The sequence below is a fragment of the Nonomuraea sp. C10 genome (assembly GCF_008017515.1).
In the GTDB taxonomy this organism is placed as follows: Bacteria; Actinomycetota; Actinomycetes; order Streptosporangiales; family Streptosporangiaceae; genus Nonomuraea; species Nonomuraea ferruginea.
Genome location: NZ_VPFF01000001.1, coordinates 4,428,955 through 4,446,484, shown reverse-complemented (window position 1 = coordinate 4,446,484; position 17,530 = coordinate 4,428,955). Strand labels below are relative to the sequence as shown.

Below are 17,530 nucleotides of genomic sequence, written 5' to 3'. Positions count from 1 at the left end.
CTGAGGAGAGACGTTGGATCGCGATGCCGGTTTCCGGGCGTTCGTGGATGCTCACCAACGCCCGTTGATGCGCCTGGCCTACCTGCTCACCGGAGAGGTCCACCTCGCGGAGGACCTCTGGCAGAGTGTGCTGGTCCGCATGATCGGGCGGTGGCCGAAGTTACGCCACATCGACAACCTCGACGCCTACGCGCGCAGGATCATGGTTAACCAGTACATCTCGTGGCGGCGGCGGCGCGGTGCAGGCGAGGTGCCGAGCGCCGAGCCGCCCGAACGCGCCTACTCCTGCGAGGACTCCGCCGTCCTGCGGATCGTCCTGCGCCAGGCGCTCATGCGGCTGACGCCCAAGCAGCGCGCGGTGCTCGTCCTGCGCTTCTACGAGGACCGTACCGAACGTGACGTCGCCGACCTGCTGGGATGCTCCGTCGGCACCGTGAAGAGCCAGGCGCACCACGCCCTGGCCCGCCTGCGCGCGCTCGCGCCGGAACTGGCGCCCAGACTGCCCGTTCTGGAGGACCCGGCCCGAAGTGAGGGGGCACGCCGATGACCTGGCTCGGAGAACAGCTCGGCCGCATCGCGGACGACATGCCGGAGCGCGACCTGGCCGCCAGGGCGGTCGCCGTGCATCAGCGCAGGCGGCGCAACGTCATGGCGTTCGCCGCCGCCGCGGTGGTCGTCGTCACCATGATCGCGGTCACCGTCGCGGTGCGGGCGCTGCCCGGTGAGCCGCGCGCCGCCGCCCGCCCGTCCGCCCCGCCGGAGCTGCCGGTCATCAAGGTCGGGACGGTGCCGACCGTGGAGTCGGCGCCCGTGTTCGTGGCCCAGTCCGCGGGCTACTTCCAGGAGGAGGGCCTCACGGTGCAGCCGGTGGTCGTCACGGGCGCGGGAGCCGCGACGCCGCAGGTCGAAGTCGGCGCGCTGGACCTGGCGTACACCGACTACGTCACCCTCTTCCGGGCGAACGAGAAGGGCAAGGACTTCAAGATCGTCGCCGGCCTGTACCGGTCCTCGCCGGGAGACCTCGCGATCGTCGTGAGCGCCAAGTCGAAGATCAGGACAGTGCGCGACCTGAAGCGCAAGCAGATCGCGATCCCGAACCTCGGGGGCCTCGGGCAGCTGACGGTGACGGCCGCGCTGAAGCGGGCCGGGCTGAAGCCGCGGGACGTCGTGATGGTCGAGAAGCCCTATCCCGAGATGCTCCACGCGCTGAACAGCGGGCAGTTCGACGCCGCCCTGCTGGCAGAGCCGTTCGTCACCGTGGGCGGCGAGCGCTCGCGGATCCTGGCGGACGCGATCCCCCGGGAGTTCGCGGACCTGCACACCGCGGGCCTGGCGGCCACCGCCGAGTGGGTCCGGAAGCACCCGCGCACGCTGGCGGCTTTCCAGCGCGCGCTGGCCAAGGCGCGGCACCTGATCGCGAGCGATCCCCGTCAGGTGCGTGAGGTGGTGCCGACCTACACGAAAACCTCCCCCGAGGAGGCGGCCGCCTTGACGTTCGGCTCCTATCCGGCCCGACTCGACATGACGGAGCTCAAGCGGGTCGCCGACCTGACCCACGCCCACGGGTTCACGGAACGCCCGGTGGATCTCGGTGATGCCGTCGGCGGGTGATCCGGCACGCCCGAGACCCAGGCCGTGCCGCGTCATACAGGATGCGAAGAGAGCCCCGTCGGCAGGCGCCCGGTGCGGCTAGCCTCGGGCGCATGCCGCGCCTGGTGTTCTCCGACTCGGACCTCGGCCGCGTCCGCTTCGCCGTCCTGCCCTTCCAGGAGACGCTGAAGGCGGCGCGCGGCCTCGGGCTGCCGGCCCCTCCGCCCGGCCTGGCCGCCTGGCGGCACGCCGGCCGGGCGGCGCTGCCCGCGGCGGCCCGGCCGGTGGTGGCCCTGTGCTCGGCGCACCCCAGGCATCTGCCCGACTTCCTGACGCCGCAGCCCGCCGCCGGTCCGATGACGTTCGAGGACGAGCTCCACGCGGCACTCGACGACCCGGCCGCGCCGGTGCTGCAGGACACCGCCGCGTTCGCCGGGGTGCTGGAGACCGTCCCGCCGGTCGTCGGCACGCTGCTGCGCCATCCCACCCGCGCCCGGCGAGCGCTGCGGGACGCGTTCGCGGCGTTCCACCGGGCGGTGCTGGCCGCCGACTGGCCGCGGCTGCGCGCCCAGCTCGCGGCGGACGTGGCCTATCGTGCCCGGCTCGCAGCGCGGCACGGGGTGGAGGCCATGCTCGCCACGCTCTGCCCTCCCCACGTGCGCTGGGAACACCCGTACCTGGAGTTCGCCGGGCCGGTCGCGCCCGACTACGCCCTCGGCGGCCGGGGGCTGGTCCTGGTGCCGAGCATGTTCCTGACCGACGGGGTGCACCGGCAGCTCAACGACCGGCAGCAGCCGATGCTCTTCTACCCGGCGCGCACCGCCGGGGCGTTCTGGCGCGACAGCGGGGGACGCGACTGGCCGGACGGACGCCTGGCGGGGGCGGTCGGCGAGCGCCGGGCGGCCGTCCTGCGGGCTCTCGCCCGCCGTTCCGGCCGCGGCACCGCCGACCTCGCCGCGGCGCTGGGCGTCACGCCGGCGACCGCCTCGGCGCACGTGGCCAACCTGCGGCGCGCCGGGCTGGTCGTCACCACCCGCGTGGCGCGCACGGCCCGGCACGAGCTGACCCCGCTGGGCTGGGACCTGCTGGACCTGAACGCCGGCTAGCCCTCGACGGCGATCGCCTCGATCTCCAGCAGCCATTCCTCGGCGTAGATGCCGGTGATGACGATGGTGAGGGCGGGCCGGTGGTCGCCGAGCACCTCCTGGCGGATGCGGCTGTTGGCCTCGCGATACCGGCGGTCGGAGAGGTACGTCGTGACCTTGGCGAGGTTGCGCACCCCCATGCCGGCCTCGGCCAGCACGGCGAGCACGTTGCGCCACGTCAGGCGGCACTGGGAGTCGAAGTCATCCGGCAGCGGGCCCGGCCCGCCCCAGGGGACCTGGCCGCTGACGAACAGGGTGCGCCGGGCACCGGTCACCACGGTGCCGTGCGTGTAGTCGCCTGTCGCCGCCGGCAACGACGCGGGATCGACGGGCCGTACCAGAAGATCGTCCATGGCGGTGACCCTAGGAACCCGCCCGCGCGGGCCGCAAACCCTTCGCCGATCCGTCTAATCGAGACCCGGTCAGGGCCGGGCGGCGTCGAACAGGAGCTGACGCAGCCAGGCCATGAAGGGGTGGTCACCGAGATGCGGGTTCCAGACCATGTCGATGCCCAGCCCGGGGATCGGGAACGGGAACTCCTCGATCCGCAGGCCGACGAGCGCCCGCATCTCCGCGGCGACCCGGTGGCGCAGCAGGGCGACCCCGCCCGCCCGTCCGACCAGGTACGGGACGAGCAGGAAGTCGGAGACCCGCAGCCCGACCCGGTAGGGGACGCCCTGCTCGTCGAGCACCGGATACGGGAAGACCCGCCGCTCCGCGTCCACGACGACGTGCGGCTGCGTGGTCAGCAGGTCGAGCGCGCTCATCTCCGGTGGCGTGTCCGCCGAGGCCACCACCACGATGCGGTCGTCGTACAGGCGCTCGCGCGGGTGCGGCGACGCGAACGCCTCGGAGATCAGCACGACGTGCACGCCGTGCTCGGTGAAGGTCGACTCGGCCGGCACGGTGATCGTGCGCAGGCGCAGCGTCGCGTGCGGCGCCCGCTCCGCCACCAGCCGCCCCAGCCGCGCGCCGAGGACGAAGGCCGTGCTGGTGGTCATCGCGACGGTGATGACCCGGCGATCGGTCGCCGGGTCGAAGACGGGCAGGCTGACCAGGTCCGCGGCCTGCTGGAGCGTCGCCCGCAACGGGGCGATCAACTGCACGGCGCGCGGGGTCAGCGTGACGGCGTTGCCCTGCCGGACGAGGAGGTCGTCGCCGAGCAGGCGTCGCATGCGGCCCAGGGCGTGGCTCATCGCCGACTGGGAGAGCCCGACGCGCTCGGCGGCCCTGGTCACCGAGCGCTCCTCCAGCATCGCGAGGAGGGGCACCAGCAGGTTGAGGTTGACCGACGCCAGCCGATCCAGCCCCGAACCCGTGGTGTCCGCATCCTTGTCGCTCATCGCGACGAACTCTACGCGGCGGCCCGGCGCAACCGAGGGATCGGGATCCGGTGGTTCAGCGCCACGGCCACACCGGAGCCGTCCTCGCGGGACCAGCGCATCAGGCCCGGCTCCAGGTGCTCCGGCTCCCCGTCCACCGGGAGATAGCCCACCGCCTTGAGGCTGAGCCCGAACTGCTCGGTCCAGAAGTACGGCTGGAACCGCAGCGGCGGCGCCCCGTCCCCGCGCACGAGGGCGGCCGTGGCCACCTTCGCCTGCTCGATCGCGCTGTTCCACAGCGGGACGCGGCGCGGCCCGTACGGTGTCGGGAACGCCGCCAGGTCGCCGACCGCCGCGACATCGGGGCGGGCCAGCCCGCGCGCGTCGACCCGGACGACCCCGCCCGCGGCGAGGCCCGTGCCCGCGAGCCACTCCGTGTTGGGGACGTCACCGGCGGCCGACACCAGCAGCTCGGCCTCGACGACCGCGCCGTCGTCCAGGACGACGCGCACGCCGCCCGCGCCCCGCTCGACCCGCGCGGCGCCGGTCTCCACGACGGTGAGCCCACGCTCCCGCGCGGCCTCGCCGAAGACCCCGGCCAGGTACGGTCCCAGGTGCCCGATCAGCGGCACCCCCTGGGAGACGAGCGTGACCTCGCACCCCGCGGCCAGGCACGCCGAGGCGATCTCCATGCCGAGCGGGCCGCCGCCGGCCACGACCACGGACGGGCTCGCGGCCAGCCGGTCGCGCAGGGCCAGCGCGTCGTCCAGGCCACGCAGCGTGTGCTCCTCGGGCAGGCCGGACAGCCGCCGCGCGCGGGCCCCGGTGGCGATCACGAGCCGGTCGTACGGCAGCTCGGTGCCGTCGCCGAGGGTGACGAGCCGGCGCTCCAGGTCGAGTCCGCGAGCCCGGACCCCGAGAAGCTCGGTCGCCCCGTGCGTGGCCGGCGGGAGCTCGTGGGCCGTTCCGCCGCCGTCGAGCAGGAGCGCCTTCGACAGCGCCGGACGGCTGTAGGCGGCGTGCGGCTCGTCACCGACGACGGTCAGCTCCCCGTCGAACCCGCTCGCGCGCAGCGAGTCGGCCGCGGTGAGCCCGGCGACGCCGTTGCCGACGACGACGACCCGCCTGATCCGCGTACTCACGCGAGCCGCAGGGCCGCCACCGGGCAGACCCGGACGGCGGCGTTGGCCAGCGGGACCTCGGCGTCGCCGATCTCCTCGCGGTCGAGGACGAGCTCGCCGTCGTCGTCGAGGTGCATCAGCTCCGGCGCGGCCTCCTCGCACAGGCCGTGCCCTTCACAGCGGGGACGGTCGAGGACGATCTTCATACCGGGACCACCTCCAGGACGGGGAGCTCCTCGATGCTCCGGGTGACGTTGCTCGGCACCCGGACCTCGGGGCCGACGACGAGCCGCCGCACGCGGCGCGCCAGGGCCTCGATGACCGCGTGCGCCTCCAGCCGGGCCAGCCCCTGGCCGGCGCAGCCGTGCGGGCCGTAGCCGAACGACAGGTGGTCGACCGGGTTCCGCTCGACCAGGAACGCGTCGGGGTTCCCGTAGTGGCGCGGGTCCCGGTTGCCGGCCCCGAACAGGATCGCCACCTGCGCCCCCGCCGGGACCACGACGCCGTCGATCTCCACGTCCCGGGTCGTACGACGCCCCCAGGCGTGCAGCGGTGCCCAGTAGCGGAGCACCTCGTTCAGCGCGGCCGGCACCAGCGACGGGTTCTCCCGCACCAGCGCGAGCTGGCCGGGGTGCGCGGCGAAGAGCGCGACGACGTTCCCGATGGCGGCGATCGTCGTGTCGACGCCGGCGCCGAGATACTGGTGGATGATGTGGCCGGCCGTGCCCGGCGGGATGTCGCCGCGCGCCTCGGCCTCGAAGATCCCCCGCCCCACCGAGCCGGGCGCCAGATCCTCGGCGGTCACGCCCGAGCACCAGCCGTACAGCTCGCCAGCGATGGGGAAGCTCTCCGCGGTGCGCCGGTTCATCGGCCCGATCACCTGCATCGCCGCCTGTCCCCAGCGCAGCATGTTGTCGCGGACGTGACCGGTGAACCCGATGAGATCCGCGACGACCTCCAGCGGGAACGCGCGGGCCAGCGCGTCGATGGCCTCGAACGAGCCCCGGTCGACCAGCTCCCCGACCAGCGCGTCGGCCTTGGCGTCGATGCCGGCCTTGAGCCCGCGCAGCGCCCGCGGCGACAGGTTGGCGGTCAAGGTCGCCCGCAACTGGGTGTGCACCGGCGGGTCCGAGGACAGGGACGTGCCGGTCAGCGCCTCGTTGACCATCGGGTTGAAGCCGATGGCCCCGGCGGAGGAGAAGCTCTCCCAGTCGCCCAGGGCGTTGCGGATCACGTCGTACCTCGTGAGCGCGTACACGTCGTTCGCCGGAAGGCGGACGACACCTCCCAGGTCGCGCAGCGCCGCGTAGGAGGGGTAGGGGTCGACGAGCACCGTGTCGTCGAACAGGTCGAGATCGGAGACGGGGGCGGAGTCGGTCATCGTTCACCTCGGGTCGGTCATCGCGTAACCCAGTGAAGCGACCGGGGTCACATCAGGCAAACGCATGTTCTGTATGGACGGACATGAATGCGATGCATGGCGAATGCGCCAAACACCTCAAAACGGTGCGAAGCGGACACGTTCGGGTAGGGAGCAGCTCACAGCCACCGGGGGAAAGGATGAGAGTCTTGGCGGCCATCGAGGAACTGGATGACAAGGCCCTGCTGGAGCTGTCGGGGCACACCGACGCGGCCGGGGTGCTGTCGGTGTACGTGAACGCCGATCCGGGCGGGGACCGGAACGCCGCGGCGATCGACCTGAAGAACCGGTACCGGGAGCTGCGGCGCCGGGTGGCCGAGGAAGGACCGGCGGAGCGCCGTCGCGAGGTGGTCGCCGCGCTGGACCGGCTCGGTCCCGAGGTGGAAGAGCTCGCCACACCCATCGAGTCCGGCCGCGGCCGGATCGCCTTCGCCGCGCTCGGCGACGACTGGGTGGTACGCCTGGACAGCCAGATGCCGGTGCCGAATCGGGTCGTGCTCGACGACGGCCCGTTCGTCCACCCGTTGCTGGAGTTGCTGGACGAGGGCCGGCCTGCCGGGGTCGTGCTCGTCTCCAGCGACGAGGCCCGGCTGCTGGAATGGCGGCTCGGCCGCCTGCGGCAGGTGAGCCAGTTGGAACAGGAGGACCTGGAGGCGCCGCACGAGCGGGCCGGCCAGATCGGCGGTGGACCGGCGGGCCAGTACAACACGCCGATGCGGGAGCAGCGCAAGGCCCGCGAGCGGGCCTGGGCGCAGCGGTTCCTGGACCGGGTGGCGGAGACCGTCACGAACCTGACCGAGGAACGGCGGTGGGAACGGATCCTGGTCAGCGGCGGCGATCAGTGGGCCGAGATCCTCGCCGGCAAGCTCCCGGAGCCCTTGCGGGACCGGGTGATCCGGGACACGCGCGTGCTCGCCGGGCTCGACGACTCAGGGCTGCTGGCCGCGGTGACCGAACGGCTCCACGCCGAGCACACCGCGAGCGAGCGCCGGCTGCTCGAACAGGTCCTGGACGCCGGGCTGAGCAAGAAGGGCGCGCTGGGCCTGTCCCAGGTGGCCGGGGCGCTGAACGAGGGCCGGGTCGCCCACCTGGTCTACGACCCGGAGGTACGTTACGTCGGCTCGGTGGACGCCGACGGCACCCTGTACGCCGACACCGAGACCGGCGTCCGGCGGCACACGCCCGAGCCCCGGCTGAACGAGCGGCTGGTGGAGCGGGCCCTCGCCACCGGAGCCAGGGTCAGCCCGATCGAGGGGGCCGGCGCCGGAGTCCTCGGCGACGCCGGAGGCATCGGCGCCCTGCTGCGATGGTGAGGCATGCGGCGGGCCCCGGGATCGTCCGCCGTCACGATTGACTCGCTGGTTCCTGAGGGAGCGAGCGGGATACCCTGCCTGCGGTGTCTCCAACCACGCGACCGGAGGAGTCGATGCCGGGATGACGGCAGGGCGACCGGTGCCCACGCAGGACGACGTGCTCGGATACTTCGACACGCTGTCGAACTGGGGACGGTGGGGCGACGACGACGAGCTCGGCACGCTGAACCACATCACCGACGACGTCCGGCTGGCGGCGGCGCGGGCCGTGCGCCACGGCAGGAGCGTGTCGTGCGCATGGGAGGTCGCCGTACCGGAGGACATGGAGCGGTCGACGACGGCGTGCCCGTGCGCCGCCGACATGCCGGGTGCGGAGAACATGCCGGCGCCCGGATTCCGTCATGACCGGCACTGGGGCTTCTCGTCCGAGCGGGTCGGCGTCACCTTCCACGGCAACACCATCACCCACGTCGACTCGCCGTGCCACATCTTCTGGGACGGCGCGATGTACAACGGGCGGTCGCACGCGCTGGTCGACGCCGCGACGGGCTCGGCGTGGGCGGCCGTCACGGCGGCGGCGAACGGGATCGTCACGCGGGGTGTCCTGCTGGATGTCGCGAGCGCGCGGGATGTGCCGTGGCTGGAACCGGGGCAGGGGGTGTTCCCCGACGATCTGGATGAGGCTGAGCGTCGTCAGGGTGTGCGGGTGCGATCCGGCGATGCGGTGCTCCTGCGGACCGGCTACGGCCGCGTCCGGCACGAGACCGGTGCGGTCAGCGGTTTCACCCAGGCCGGGTGGCACGCGTCCTGCCTGCCGTGGCTGCATGAACGGGAGGTCGCGCTGATCGGCGCCGACACCCCCCAGGACGTTCTGCCATCAGGGTACGAAGGTGTGCTGATGCCGGTCCACGCCGTGAGCCTCGTCGCGATGGGTCTGTGGATGCTCGACAACTGCGACCTGGAGGCGTGCGCGACGACGGCTGCCGAACTCGGCCAGTGGGACTTCCACCTCACGGTCGCGCCGGTCCGCTTCGCCGGCACGTCCGGCAGCCCGGTCAACCCGATCGCCACATTCTGACCGCGTTTCTACGACGAGGACGCTCAAGGACCCGGCCCAGACCGCCGTACGCGACAGCGGTCAGCGGCCCGACTCGGCCGGGGCGCCGTCGCGGGCGTGGCCGAAGACCTCGTCCCTGACCCGGGCGAGTGCCAGGTCCAGCCCGCCCACCAGCACCGGGTTGCCGTCGACGGCGGAGAGCCGGACCTGCGGCCGGTCGACGTCGAGCACCCGCAGCTCGCGCTCCACGAGGTCGCGCAGCGGCTCGCCCCCGGCGGACATCAGGCCCCCGGCCAGCACCACGAGCCCCGGGTCGACGACCGCGGCGATGGTCGCCAGGCCGAGCGCGACCCGCGAGGCCACCGTACGCAGGCCAGCCGCCGCTTCCTGGGCGGCTCTCCCGGTGCCTTGGGCCAGGCGCGCCGCGGTCGCCACCGACTCGCGGAAGTCGGCCCCGCGCACCCCGTACGAGCGCAGCAGGTCCTGCAGCGCAGGCCCACCGGCCAGCGCCTGGTAGCCGTGGTGGCCGAACCGGCCGCCGTCGCGGGCCGTGGCCGCGCCGGGGATCGGCATGTAGCCGACCTCGCCGGCGCCGCCGAAGAAGCCGCGGTGCAGCCGCCCGCCGATCACGAGGGCGGCGCCCAGCCCTTCGCCGGCCCAGAGCAGCACGAAGTCCGGGCAGCCGGCCGCCGCCCCGTGCGCCTGCTCGGCGAGGGCGGCGAGGTTGACGTCGTTCTCCACGTCGACGGTGACGCCGAGCCCGGCGGTGAGCGTGGGCACCAGATCGGGGATCTGCCAGCCGGGCATGTCCTCGGCGGCGGCGTGGTCGAGCCTGCCGGTCGTGGGGTCGACGGCGCCCTGCACGCCGATCACGACGCGGCGCAGTGGGCCCGGTGGCCGTGCCGCCTCCACCGCCGCCCGCAGCCGCTCGACGAGACCGCCCCCCTCAGACAACTGTACGGGGGAAGACGCGGGAAAGGGTGCCGGTGAAGACGCGGGTGAAGGTTCGGGGAAAGGCGCGGGGTAGTCGGCCTCGCCGACGACGGCGCCGGTGATGTCGGCCACCCGGACGCCGATCCTCCCCGGGGTGACGTCCAGCGCGGCCACGTACGCGGCGGCGCCGTTGACCCGGTAGACCTCGGCCGTGCGCCCGGCCTGGCCCGTGCGGACGCCGTCGTTGACGACCAGGCCCGCCTCCTGCAGGCGGGCCAGGAGCTGGAACGCCGTCGGCTTGGACAGGCCGGTGAGCCTGCTCAGCTCGGGGCGGGTCAGCGGGCCCTTCTCCAGCAGGATGCGGAGCGCGGCGCGGTCGTTGATCGCGCGCATCAGCCGCGGCGTCCCGTGGACAGGGGGCTTCACGTCACCTCCGGAGTGAGCGGCGTCACGTCAACGTGAGAGCGTACAGGGCGATCGCCGCGAAATCGTCGGCCGGTTCGGAGGCCTGCCAGGAGCGCACGTCGTCGACGAAGCGGCTTCCGTGGCCGGTGAACCGCTCGTAGCGGTCCGTGCCGTCCGCCGGGCAGGGCGGCATCTCCTCGAAGTGCCCGCCGAGGCCGTCCTCGAACAGCCCGGCGTCGTTGGGCCCGTTGACGACCGCGCCGGTGGCGGGCCTGCCGGTGATGTTGGCGATCTGGTGGTGCGGGCAGGCGATCGCGTTCTCGCCCACTCCGGCGACGAAGGACACGCCCCACGGGTTCGCGCCGAGCGCCCAGTTGCGCTGCGCCGTGCCGAAGGCGTCGTAGGAGCGGTCGCCGGTCACCGACCGGTACAGGTGCGCGGTGGCGGCCAGGCCGAAAGCATGCGGTACGGAGTCGAACGTGTCATAGAGTGCCCCCGCCCGGAACGGGTCGGCGGCGGCGCGGCGGGCGCCGAGGTCGAGCTGGGCCCGCAGCCCGGCGACCAGGTCGGCCTCGGTGACGGCGAGTCCCTCGGCCCGGGAAGCGCGGATGGCCTTGATCAGGTCGGCGTGGGCCAGAGCGCTCACGTCGTAAAGGTTGAGCGTGTCGCCCTGCTCCTCGTCGAGGTAGCCGCGCGCCCAGCGGGCCGACTCCGCCAGCCACCGTCCGGCGCGCGGGTCGCGCAGGCGCTGCGCGGCCAGGGCCAGCTCGGCGGCGCCGAGCTGCATGTCGTCGCGCCACACGCTCTCCGGGTAGAAGGCGTGCGGCAGGGAGGTCACCAGCCGGTCCACGCCGGTGGTCCGGGCCATCGCGTAGACGGACGCGGCCTGGTCGAGCAGGCGGGCGGCGCGCGCCCTGGACGGTTCGAGCTGGGCGGCCAGCGCGAAGGCGGCGGCAGTGCGCCCGGCCAGGTTCGGGCTGATCGGCTCGCCGGGATCGGCGGCGCGGAAGACCGGGCGGTCGCGGATGAACTGGTGACCTTCGGCGTCGTCGCCGTCGTCGGCCTCGGGCAGCCGCCAGATGTCGTGGTCGCCGACGAACGTGCCCTCGGCGTCGCCGGCGCCGATGCCGACCTGGATGTAGAGCGTCTTCGACTCCTCATCCCACATCTTGTCCAGATATTTCAGGCCATGAGCTGCTTCCTTCCTCAAGGCCGGGCTGCTCGCGCCGTCCCGCTGGGCCGCCCACAACAGCGTGTCCACGTACGCCAGGATGTGGGTGAACTTGAGGTAGTCGCCCGCGTCGAACCAGCCGCCCTCGACGTCGACCGGGCCGCCGATCCGCGTCAGACCGCCCTTGATCTGGTCGGTGTCCGGGCCGGTGAACTCGGGCCACGCGTAGACGGAGGCGGCCCGGTCGTTGAGATGGCTCGGCCGGCGCACCGCGTCGGCGCCGTCGCGCTGCAGGCCGAGGAAACCCAGCACCTTGGCCGCCGGGTTCCGCGACGGCGCGATCTCGAACTCGGCCGACGTCGCCCCTCCCGCCTTGATCCGGTAGCGGCCGGGCGTGCGCAGCCGGGTCAGGTCGAGGTCGTGGACGTGCGGGTAGCGGCTGTTCCAGGCGCCCCGGTCAGGGCCGGCCCGCCCGGTGAGCACCGTCCGCCCGCGCCCGTCGACCACGGTGAAGCGCCCGGCGGGGCCGCTCGTCATCAGGTACGCGTGCTTGCTCTCGCCCGGCAGGTAACCGACCTGATCCACCCGGATCAGCCCGGTCGCGTCGGCCTGGCGGGCGGGCTGGTCGGTGGCCGCGGCGGGACCGTTCACGGTGGCCAGCAGCGCCAGCGCGAGCGCGGCGGGGATCAGCTTCCTCACGTGCTCCTCCTGAAGTGTTCGCGAACTCGGGCGTGCGCGGCCTCGGCCGCGCCGAGCAGGTCCAGCCCGGCCAGGGCGGCGCCCGCGACCGGGGGAAGGGCGGTGACGAGGACGCGCGCGTGCGGCGCGCTCGCGCCGAGCGAGGTCTCGATCAGTCCGTGCAGGTACGGGTCGCGCGCGGTCAGCACGCTGCCGCCGAGCACGACCTCGGCGGGCGTGTCCAGCAGGCCGAGCCGGTCCAGGCACACCCTGGCCATCACCGCGACCTCGTCGGCCTGCCGCGCGACCAGGCCCCTGGCCACGGCATCGCCGCCGGCCGCGACGGCGAACAGGCCCGGCACCAGTTCGTGGAGCCGGGCCGGGTCCAGCTCGCCGAAGTGCAGGGCGAGCACCACCTCCGTGACGCTCGCCGCGCCGAACCGCGTGCGGACCAGCTCGGCCAGCGCCGTGTCCGGGCCGCGCCCGTCCTCCGCGCGGGCGGCATGCCAGAGCACGTGCTCGGCCAGGTCCTCGCCGCCGCCCCAGTCGCCGCTGCGCCTGCCGAGCGCGGGGAAGCGGGCCACCTCGCCGGTGGGGGAGACGCCGGCGGCGTTCATGCCGGCCCCGCACACCACGACGACGCCCCACGGCCGGGACGCGCCCGCGCGCAGCACCGCGAAGGTGTCGTTGGCCACCGACACCTCGCCCGCGCAGCCGCGCGCCAGGAACTCCGCGCGCAGCGCCTCCTCCTCGCGCGGGAAGTCGGCGCCGGCCAGGAAGGCCGCCAGGACGTCGGCGTACGGCGAGGCCATGCCGTCGCGCAGCGCCAGGGCGGCGCGCTCCACCACGTCGGCGGCGGCGCTCACTCCGGCGCTCTGCGGCACGAACGGCCCGGCCCGGCCGGTGGCGAGCACGGTGCCGTCCTCGGCCACCAGCGCGAGGTCGGTCTTGCTGTTGCCGCCGTCGACCGCCAGGATCGTCCTCAACGGGTCCCCGCCCAGGGCAGATGCGCGCGGTTGGCCTCCAGCAGCAGCCCGGTCAGCTCGCGCGCCAGATGCTCCTGGCCGACGAGCGGATGGGCGAGCAGCGCGTCGGCGACCCGTTCGCGCCCGCCGCGCAGGGCGGCTTCCAGGGCGAGCGTCTCGTACGCCGAGACGTGCGCGACGAGCCCGGCGTACAGCGGCTCAAGAGGGGCGACCGGCAGCGGCGCCGCCCCCGAGGCGGTGATCCTGGCGGGCACCTCGATGACCGCCTCGTCCGGCAGGAACGGCAGCACGCCGCCGTTGCGCACGTTGACGACCTGGACGTCGCCCCGGTCCCCGAGCAGCGAGGCGATGAGCGCCACCGCGGCCTCGGAGTAGAACGCGCCGCCCCGCTGCCCCAGCAGCTCCGGCTTGGCCGTCACCGCCGGGTCGGCGTACAGGGCCAGCAGCTCCCGCTCGATCTCCGCCACCCGCGCCGCGCGCGACGGCTCGGTCCGCTGCTCGGCGACCACCAGGTCGTGCGCGTAGAAGTAGCGCAGGTAGTACGACGGCACCGCGCCCAGCCTGGTGATCAGCTCGACCGGCAGCCCGACGTCGGCCGCGATCTCCCGGCCGTGCTCCCGGATCAGGCCGGGGAGCACGTCCTCGCCGTCCAGGAGGACCGACCGCACCCAGGTGAGGTGGTTGAGCCCGGCGTGCCCGAGCGACACCCGCGACGGGTCGGCGCCCAGCGTGGCCGCGAAGCGGCGCTGGAAGCCGATCGCCACGTTGCACAGCCCGATCGCGCGGTGCCCGGCGTCCAGCAGCGCCCTGGTGACGATGCCGACCGGGTTGGTGAAGTCGACGATCCACGCCCCGGGGGCGTGCCGGGCGACCGTCTCGGCGATGTCCAGCACCACCGGCACCGTCCGCAGCGCCTTGGCCAGCCCGCCCGCGCCCGTCGTCTCCTGGCCGACGCAGCCGCAGCGCGGCGGCAGCGTCTCGTCCACCTCGCGCGCCGCCTGCCCGCCCACCCGGAGCTGCAGCAGCACGACCGCCGCCCCCTCGACCCCCGCCCGCACGTCGCCGGTCGCGGTCACGGCGGCCGGGTGCCCGGCCGCCCGCAGCATCCGGCGGGCCATGCCCGCCACCGGTTCCAGCCGCTCCGCGGCCGGATCTACCAGGGCGAGCTCGGTCAGCGGCAGATCCTCACTCAGCCGGGCGAACCCGTCGACCAGCTCCGGCGTGTACGTCGAGCCGCCCCCGACCACGGCGAGCTTCAACCCTTCACCCCCGTCAATGTCACGCCCTCGATGAAGACCCGCTGGGCGAAGAGGAAAACGATGATCACCGGGGCGGTCACCAGCAGGGTGGCGGCCATGGTGAGGTTCCACTGCACGCTGTGGAAGGCCTTGAAGGTGGCCAGCCCGAGGGACAGGGTCCAGCCCTCCTGGTCGACCCCGGCGTACAGCAGCGGCCCGTAGTAGTCGTTCCAGCAGTAGAAGAACGAGAACAGCGCCACCGCCGCGATCGCGGGCCGGGCCATCGGCAGGATGACGCGGAACAGGATCCGCACGTCCGAGCAGCCGTCCACCTTGGCCGCGTCGGTGTAGTCGCGCGGGATCGTGATGAGGAACTGGCGCAGCAGGAAGATCGAGAACGCGTCGCCGAAGAGCATCGGCAGGATCAGCGGCCACAGCGAGTCCGTCAGGTCCAGCCGCGCCCACACCAGGTAGATCGGCACCGCCACGACCTGCGGCGGCAGCATCATCGCGCTGATCACCACGAGGAACGCCGCCTTGCGGCCGCGGAAGCGGAAGCGGGACAGGGCGTAGGCCGCCGGGACTGACGACACCAGCATGAACACCGTCGCCAGCGACGCGTACAGGAACGTGTTGAGCGTCCAGGTGAGCAGCTCCGAGCGGGCGAAGACGTCGGCGAAGTTGGCCCAGTTCCACTGTTCCGGCCAGAGCCGGCTGGTGAGAGCCTGCTCGTCCGTCATGAGCGCGGTCAGGGTCACGAACGCGACCGGCCCGAGGAACATCAGCGCCAGCGCGATGGCCAGCGAGTGCTGGGCGACCCACATCAGGCGGCGCCTCACGACGTCACCTCCGCCTTGCCGAACTGCCGCAGCAGGATCAGCGTGAACAGCATCGCGACCGCGAACAGCAGCAGCGCGTGCACGCACGCCAGCCCCATCGACCAGTCGCGGAATCCGGTGTGGAACAGGTGCTGGGGCAGGGTGAGCAGCGAGCCGTCCGGATAGCCGGGGGTGAACGTGGTGCCGGCCGAGTCGGTCGCGCCGGACGCCACCCGGGAGGCGATCATCGCCTGGGTGAAGTACTGCACGGCGTAGATCACGCCGGTGACGGCGGAGAACATCAGCACGGGGGAGATCGTCGGCAGAGTGATGCTGCGGAACTGCCGCCAGGCGCCCGCCCCGTCGATCGCGGCGGCCTCGTACAGATGCCTGGGCACGTCCAGCAGCGCCGCCAGGAAGATCATGATGGTGTTGCCGGCGCCCCACAGGGCGAGCAGGGTGAGGCTGGGCTTGGCCCAGGCGGCGCTGCCGAACCAGTCGGGGCCGGCGATCCCGAACCAGGCCAGCAGCTGGTTGACCGGGCCCGTCGCCGGGTTGAGCAGGTAGACGAAGGCGACCGTGCCCGCCACCATCGGCACCAGCGACGGCAGGTAGAAGATCGTCCGCAGGATGCCGCCCCCGCTCTTCAGCTTGGCCAGCAGCTGCGCCACGCCCAGCGCGAACACCACCTGGGCCGGGACCATGAACACCACGAGCCAGAGGGTGTTCAGCGCCGACTGCAGCACGCGCGGGTCGGAGAAGGCGTAGCGGTAGTTGTCCAGGCCGATGAACTCCAGCGTGAACAGGTCGTACCGGTGGAAGGAGAAGTAGACCGTGGACAGCAGCGGGTAGACGAAGAAGACCGCCACGCCGGCGATCCACGGCGACAGCCACAGCAGGGCGCGCAGGCCCTCGCCGGGCCGCCGGCGCGACGGCCGGGCGAGGGCGTGCCCGCGCCGTGCGACGTGGGTGGAGGCCATCATCAGCCCCCGGACAGCTTCAGCTTGTCGTCGATCCGCTTGTCCACCCCGGCCAGCCCGGCGTCGAGGTCCTTGACCGCGCCCTTCTCCCACTGGATGAGGAAGGTGGAGAAGGCGTCCTGGTTGAAGACGCTGTTGACGCTGGCCGGCATCGACGTCGTCTTCGGGTGGTTGAAGATGTCGAGGAACGTCGCGAAGTTCGCGTCCTTTGCCAGGTCCGGGTGCTCCATGGCGGCCTTGGTGGTCGGTACGTTGCGCAGCGCGTTCGACAGCGTCACCAGCGACTCGGTGTCTGTGGTGAGGTGCTTGACCAGCTCCCAGGCGTGCTGCGGGTGCGCGGCGCCCCTCGGCACACCGATCACCGTGCCGGCGGTGAAGCCGCTGCCGTACAGCTCGGGCTTGTCGTCGGCGACGGGCAGCGGGGCGGTGCCGTAGTCCAGGTCCTTGGCTTCGGGGTCGTTGGCGATCATGGCGTTGCGCCACTCGCCGTCGAGGATCATGGCGACCTTGCCCTCGAAGAACGGGTGCTCGGCGCCCCACTCGTCGCCCAGGCCCTTGCGGAACTTCTCCAGCTTGTCGTAGCCGTACCAGTCGACCAGTTCCTTCTGCCACCGCAGCAGCTGTTTCCACGCCGGGTCGGAGCCGATGGCCGAGGTGCCGTCGTCCTCGTACCACTTCGCGCCGACCATCGGGCCGAGGTGGCTGGGGGAGTTCTCGTAATACTGGAAGCTCGGGATGAACCCGGCGACCTCGATGTTCCCGTCAGCGTCGCGGACCGTGAGCTTCTTGGTCAGCTCGGTCAGCTCCGACAGGGTCTTCGGCGGCTGCTCGCCCTTCATCAGCGCCTTGTTGTAGTAGAGCCCGTACGCGTCCGCGAGCAGCGGCATCGTGCACCGCCTGCCCTCGAACTCGGTGTAGGCGCGGGCCGCGGCCGGGAGCACGCCCAGATCGATGCCGTCCTGCTCGATGACCGCGGTGAGGTCCTGGAACGCGCCGCTCCTGCACCACTGGGCGACGTTGTCGGTGGTGAACGAGGCCGCCACGTCGGGCGCCTTGCCGCCGCGGATCGCCTGGGTGATCTGGGCGTCCTGGATGCCCTTCTTCGTGGTGACCTTGATCTGCGGGAACTTCGCCGTGAAGCCCGCGACCGCCTCCTCGAAGGCCTTCGTCTCGACGTCGGTGGAGAAGCCGTGCCACAGCTCCAGCGTGGCGGGGGGCAGCGCGGCGGCGGCGGGGCCGGTGCCGCTCGCGGCGGGCTGGGCGCCGAGCGACGGCGGTGCCTCCTTGCCCGCGGTGCATGCGGTGAGCGACAGGGCCAGCAGCCCGGCCGCCACGAGAGGGACGAAGCGCACG

General features: G+C 73.0%; 17 protein-coding genes. 5 read left to right on the top strand and 12 right to left on the bottom strand.

Translation table 11 applies throughout. From position 1 onward, the window contains the following. Positions 1–13 precede the first annotated feature (13 nt). From FR742_RS20450 to FR742_RS20440, 3 genes are all read left to right on the top strand, one after another. The gene (locus tag FR742_RS20450) at positions 14–547 is read left to right on the top strand and encodes a SigE family RNA polymerase sigma factor (protein WP_148032423.1); all 534 of its coding nucleotides are present in this window, start codon (positions 14–16) and stop codon (positions 545–547) included. Continuing rightward, the gene (locus FR742_RS20445; protein WP_148032422.1) at positions 544–1,611 is read left to right on the top strand and encodes an ABC transporter substrate-binding protein; all 1,068 of its coding nucleotides are present in this window, start codon (positions 544–546) and stop codon (positions 1,609–1,611) included. The genes FR742_RS20450 and FR742_RS20445 overlap by 4 nt, the downstream gene beginning before the upstream one ends. A gap of 92 nt (positions 1,612–1,703) precedes the next feature. After that, a complete protein-coding gene (locus tag FR742_RS20440; protein WP_187281234.1) occupies positions 1,704–2,696 on the top strand; it encodes a DUF5937 family protein in 993 nt (330 codons plus the stop codon). Here FR742_RS20440 and FR742_RS20435 read toward each other — a convergent pair. The 5 genes from FR742_RS20435 to FR742_RS20415 form a co-directional block, all read right to left on the bottom strand. Beyond that, positions 2,693–3,088 (bottom strand): RidA family protein, encoded by a 396-nt coding sequence (locus tag FR742_RS20435; RefSeq protein WP_148032420.1) that lies wholly within the window; start codon positions 3,086–3,088, stop codon positions 2,693–2,695. The genes FR742_RS20440 and FR742_RS20435 overlap by 4 nt on opposite strands. Positions 3,089–3,157: 69 nt before the next feature. Continuing rightward, positions 3,158–4,078, bottom strand: coding sequence for a LysR family transcriptional regulator (locus FR742_RS20430; RefSeq protein WP_148032419.1), 921 nt, complete (start codon positions 4,076–4,078; stop codon positions 3,158–3,160). Positions 4,079–4,089: 11 nt separating this feature from the next. Then, complete coding sequence (locus FR742_RS20425) at positions 4,090–5,199, bottom strand: NAD(P)/FAD-dependent oxidoreductase (RefSeq protein ID WP_148032418.1); 1,110 nt, start codon at positions 5,197–5,199, stop codon at positions 4,090–4,092. Continuing rightward, on the bottom strand, positions 5,196–5,384 hold the full coding sequence (locus FR742_RS20420; protein ID WP_148032417.1) for a ferredoxin: 189 nt from the start codon (positions 5,382–5,384) through the stop codon (positions 5,196–5,198). Before FR742_RS20420 ends, FR742_RS20425 begins: the two co-directional genes overlap by 4 nt. Then, entirely contained in the window at positions 5,381–6,559 is a 1,179-nt protein-coding gene (locus FR742_RS20415) for a cytochrome P450 (protein ID WP_148032416.1), read from the bottom strand. The genes FR742_RS20420 and FR742_RS20415 overlap by 4 nt, the downstream gene beginning before the upstream one ends. Positions 6,560–6,747: 188 nt before the next feature. Here FR742_RS20415 and FR742_RS20410 point away from each other — a divergent pair, with 188 nt between their 5' ends. Together FR742_RS20410 and FR742_RS20405 are read left to right on the top strand one after the other, a co-directional pair. Beyond that, positions 6,748–7,911, top strand: coding sequence for a VLRF1 family aeRF1-type release factor (locus tag FR742_RS20410; protein WP_148032415.1), 1,164 nt, complete (start codon positions 6,748–6,750; stop codon positions 7,909–7,911). A gap of 121 nt (positions 7,912–8,032) precedes the next feature. Beyond that, positions 8,033–8,989, top strand: coding sequence for a cyclase family protein (locus FR742_RS20405; protein WP_187281233.1), 957 nt, complete (start codon positions 8,033–8,035; stop codon positions 8,987–8,989). Between the two features lie 60 nt (positions 8,990–9,049). Here FR742_RS20405 and FR742_RS20400 read toward each other — a convergent pair whose 3' ends face one another. Genes FR742_RS20400 through FR742_RS20370 form a run of 7 tightly spaced genes read right to left on the bottom strand, consistent with a single transcriptional unit; the run spans position 9,050 to position 17,529 of the window. Next, positions 9,050–10,327: an ROK family transcriptional regulator gene (locus FR742_RS20400; RefSeq protein ID WP_222709004.1), complete on the bottom strand. Its 1,278-nt coding sequence runs from the start codon at positions 10,325–10,327 to the stop codon at positions 9,050–9,052. Positions 10,328–10,349: 22 nt separating this feature from the next. Continuing rightward, positions 10,350–12,176, bottom strand: coding sequence for a glycoside hydrolase family 9 protein (locus FR742_RS20395; RefSeq protein WP_148032414.1), 1,827 nt, complete (start codon positions 12,174–12,176; stop codon positions 10,350–10,352). After that, the gene (locus FR742_RS20390; protein ID WP_148032413.1) at positions 12,173–13,141 is read right to left on the bottom strand and encodes an N-acetylglucosamine kinase; all 969 of its coding nucleotides are present in this window, start codon (positions 13,139–13,141) and stop codon (positions 12,173–12,175) included. The genes FR742_RS20395 and FR742_RS20390 overlap by 4 nt, the downstream gene beginning before the upstream one ends. Next, positions 13,138–14,400 carry a 6-phospho-beta-glucosidase gene (locus FR742_RS20385; RefSeq protein WP_148032412.1) on the bottom strand — a complete coding sequence of 421 codons (1,263 nt, stop codon included), beginning with the start codon at positions 14,398–14,400 and terminating at the stop codon, positions 13,138–13,140. Before FR742_RS20385 ends, FR742_RS20390 begins: the two co-directional genes overlap by 4 nt. Next, positions 14,397–15,218 carry a carbohydrate ABC transporter permease gene (locus FR742_RS20380; protein WP_261808637.1) on the bottom strand — a complete coding sequence of 274 codons (822 nt, stop codon included), beginning with the start codon at positions 15,216–15,218 and terminating at the stop codon, positions 14,397–14,399. The genes FR742_RS20385 and FR742_RS20380 overlap by 4 nt, the downstream gene beginning before the upstream one ends. Next, positions 15,215–16,180 carry a carbohydrate ABC transporter permease gene (locus FR742_RS20375; RefSeq protein ID WP_261808636.1) on the bottom strand — a complete coding sequence of 322 codons (966 nt, stop codon included), beginning with the start codon at positions 16,178–16,180 and terminating at the stop codon, positions 15,215–15,217. Before FR742_RS20375 ends, FR742_RS20380 begins: the two co-directional genes overlap by 4 nt. Further along, positions 16,180–17,529, bottom strand: coding sequence for an extracellular solute-binding protein (locus tag FR742_RS20370; protein WP_148032411.1), 1,350 nt, complete (start codon positions 17,527–17,529; stop codon positions 16,180–16,182). Before FR742_RS20370 ends, FR742_RS20375 begins: the two co-directional genes overlap by 1 nt. Position 17,530: the final 1 nt, after the last annotated feature.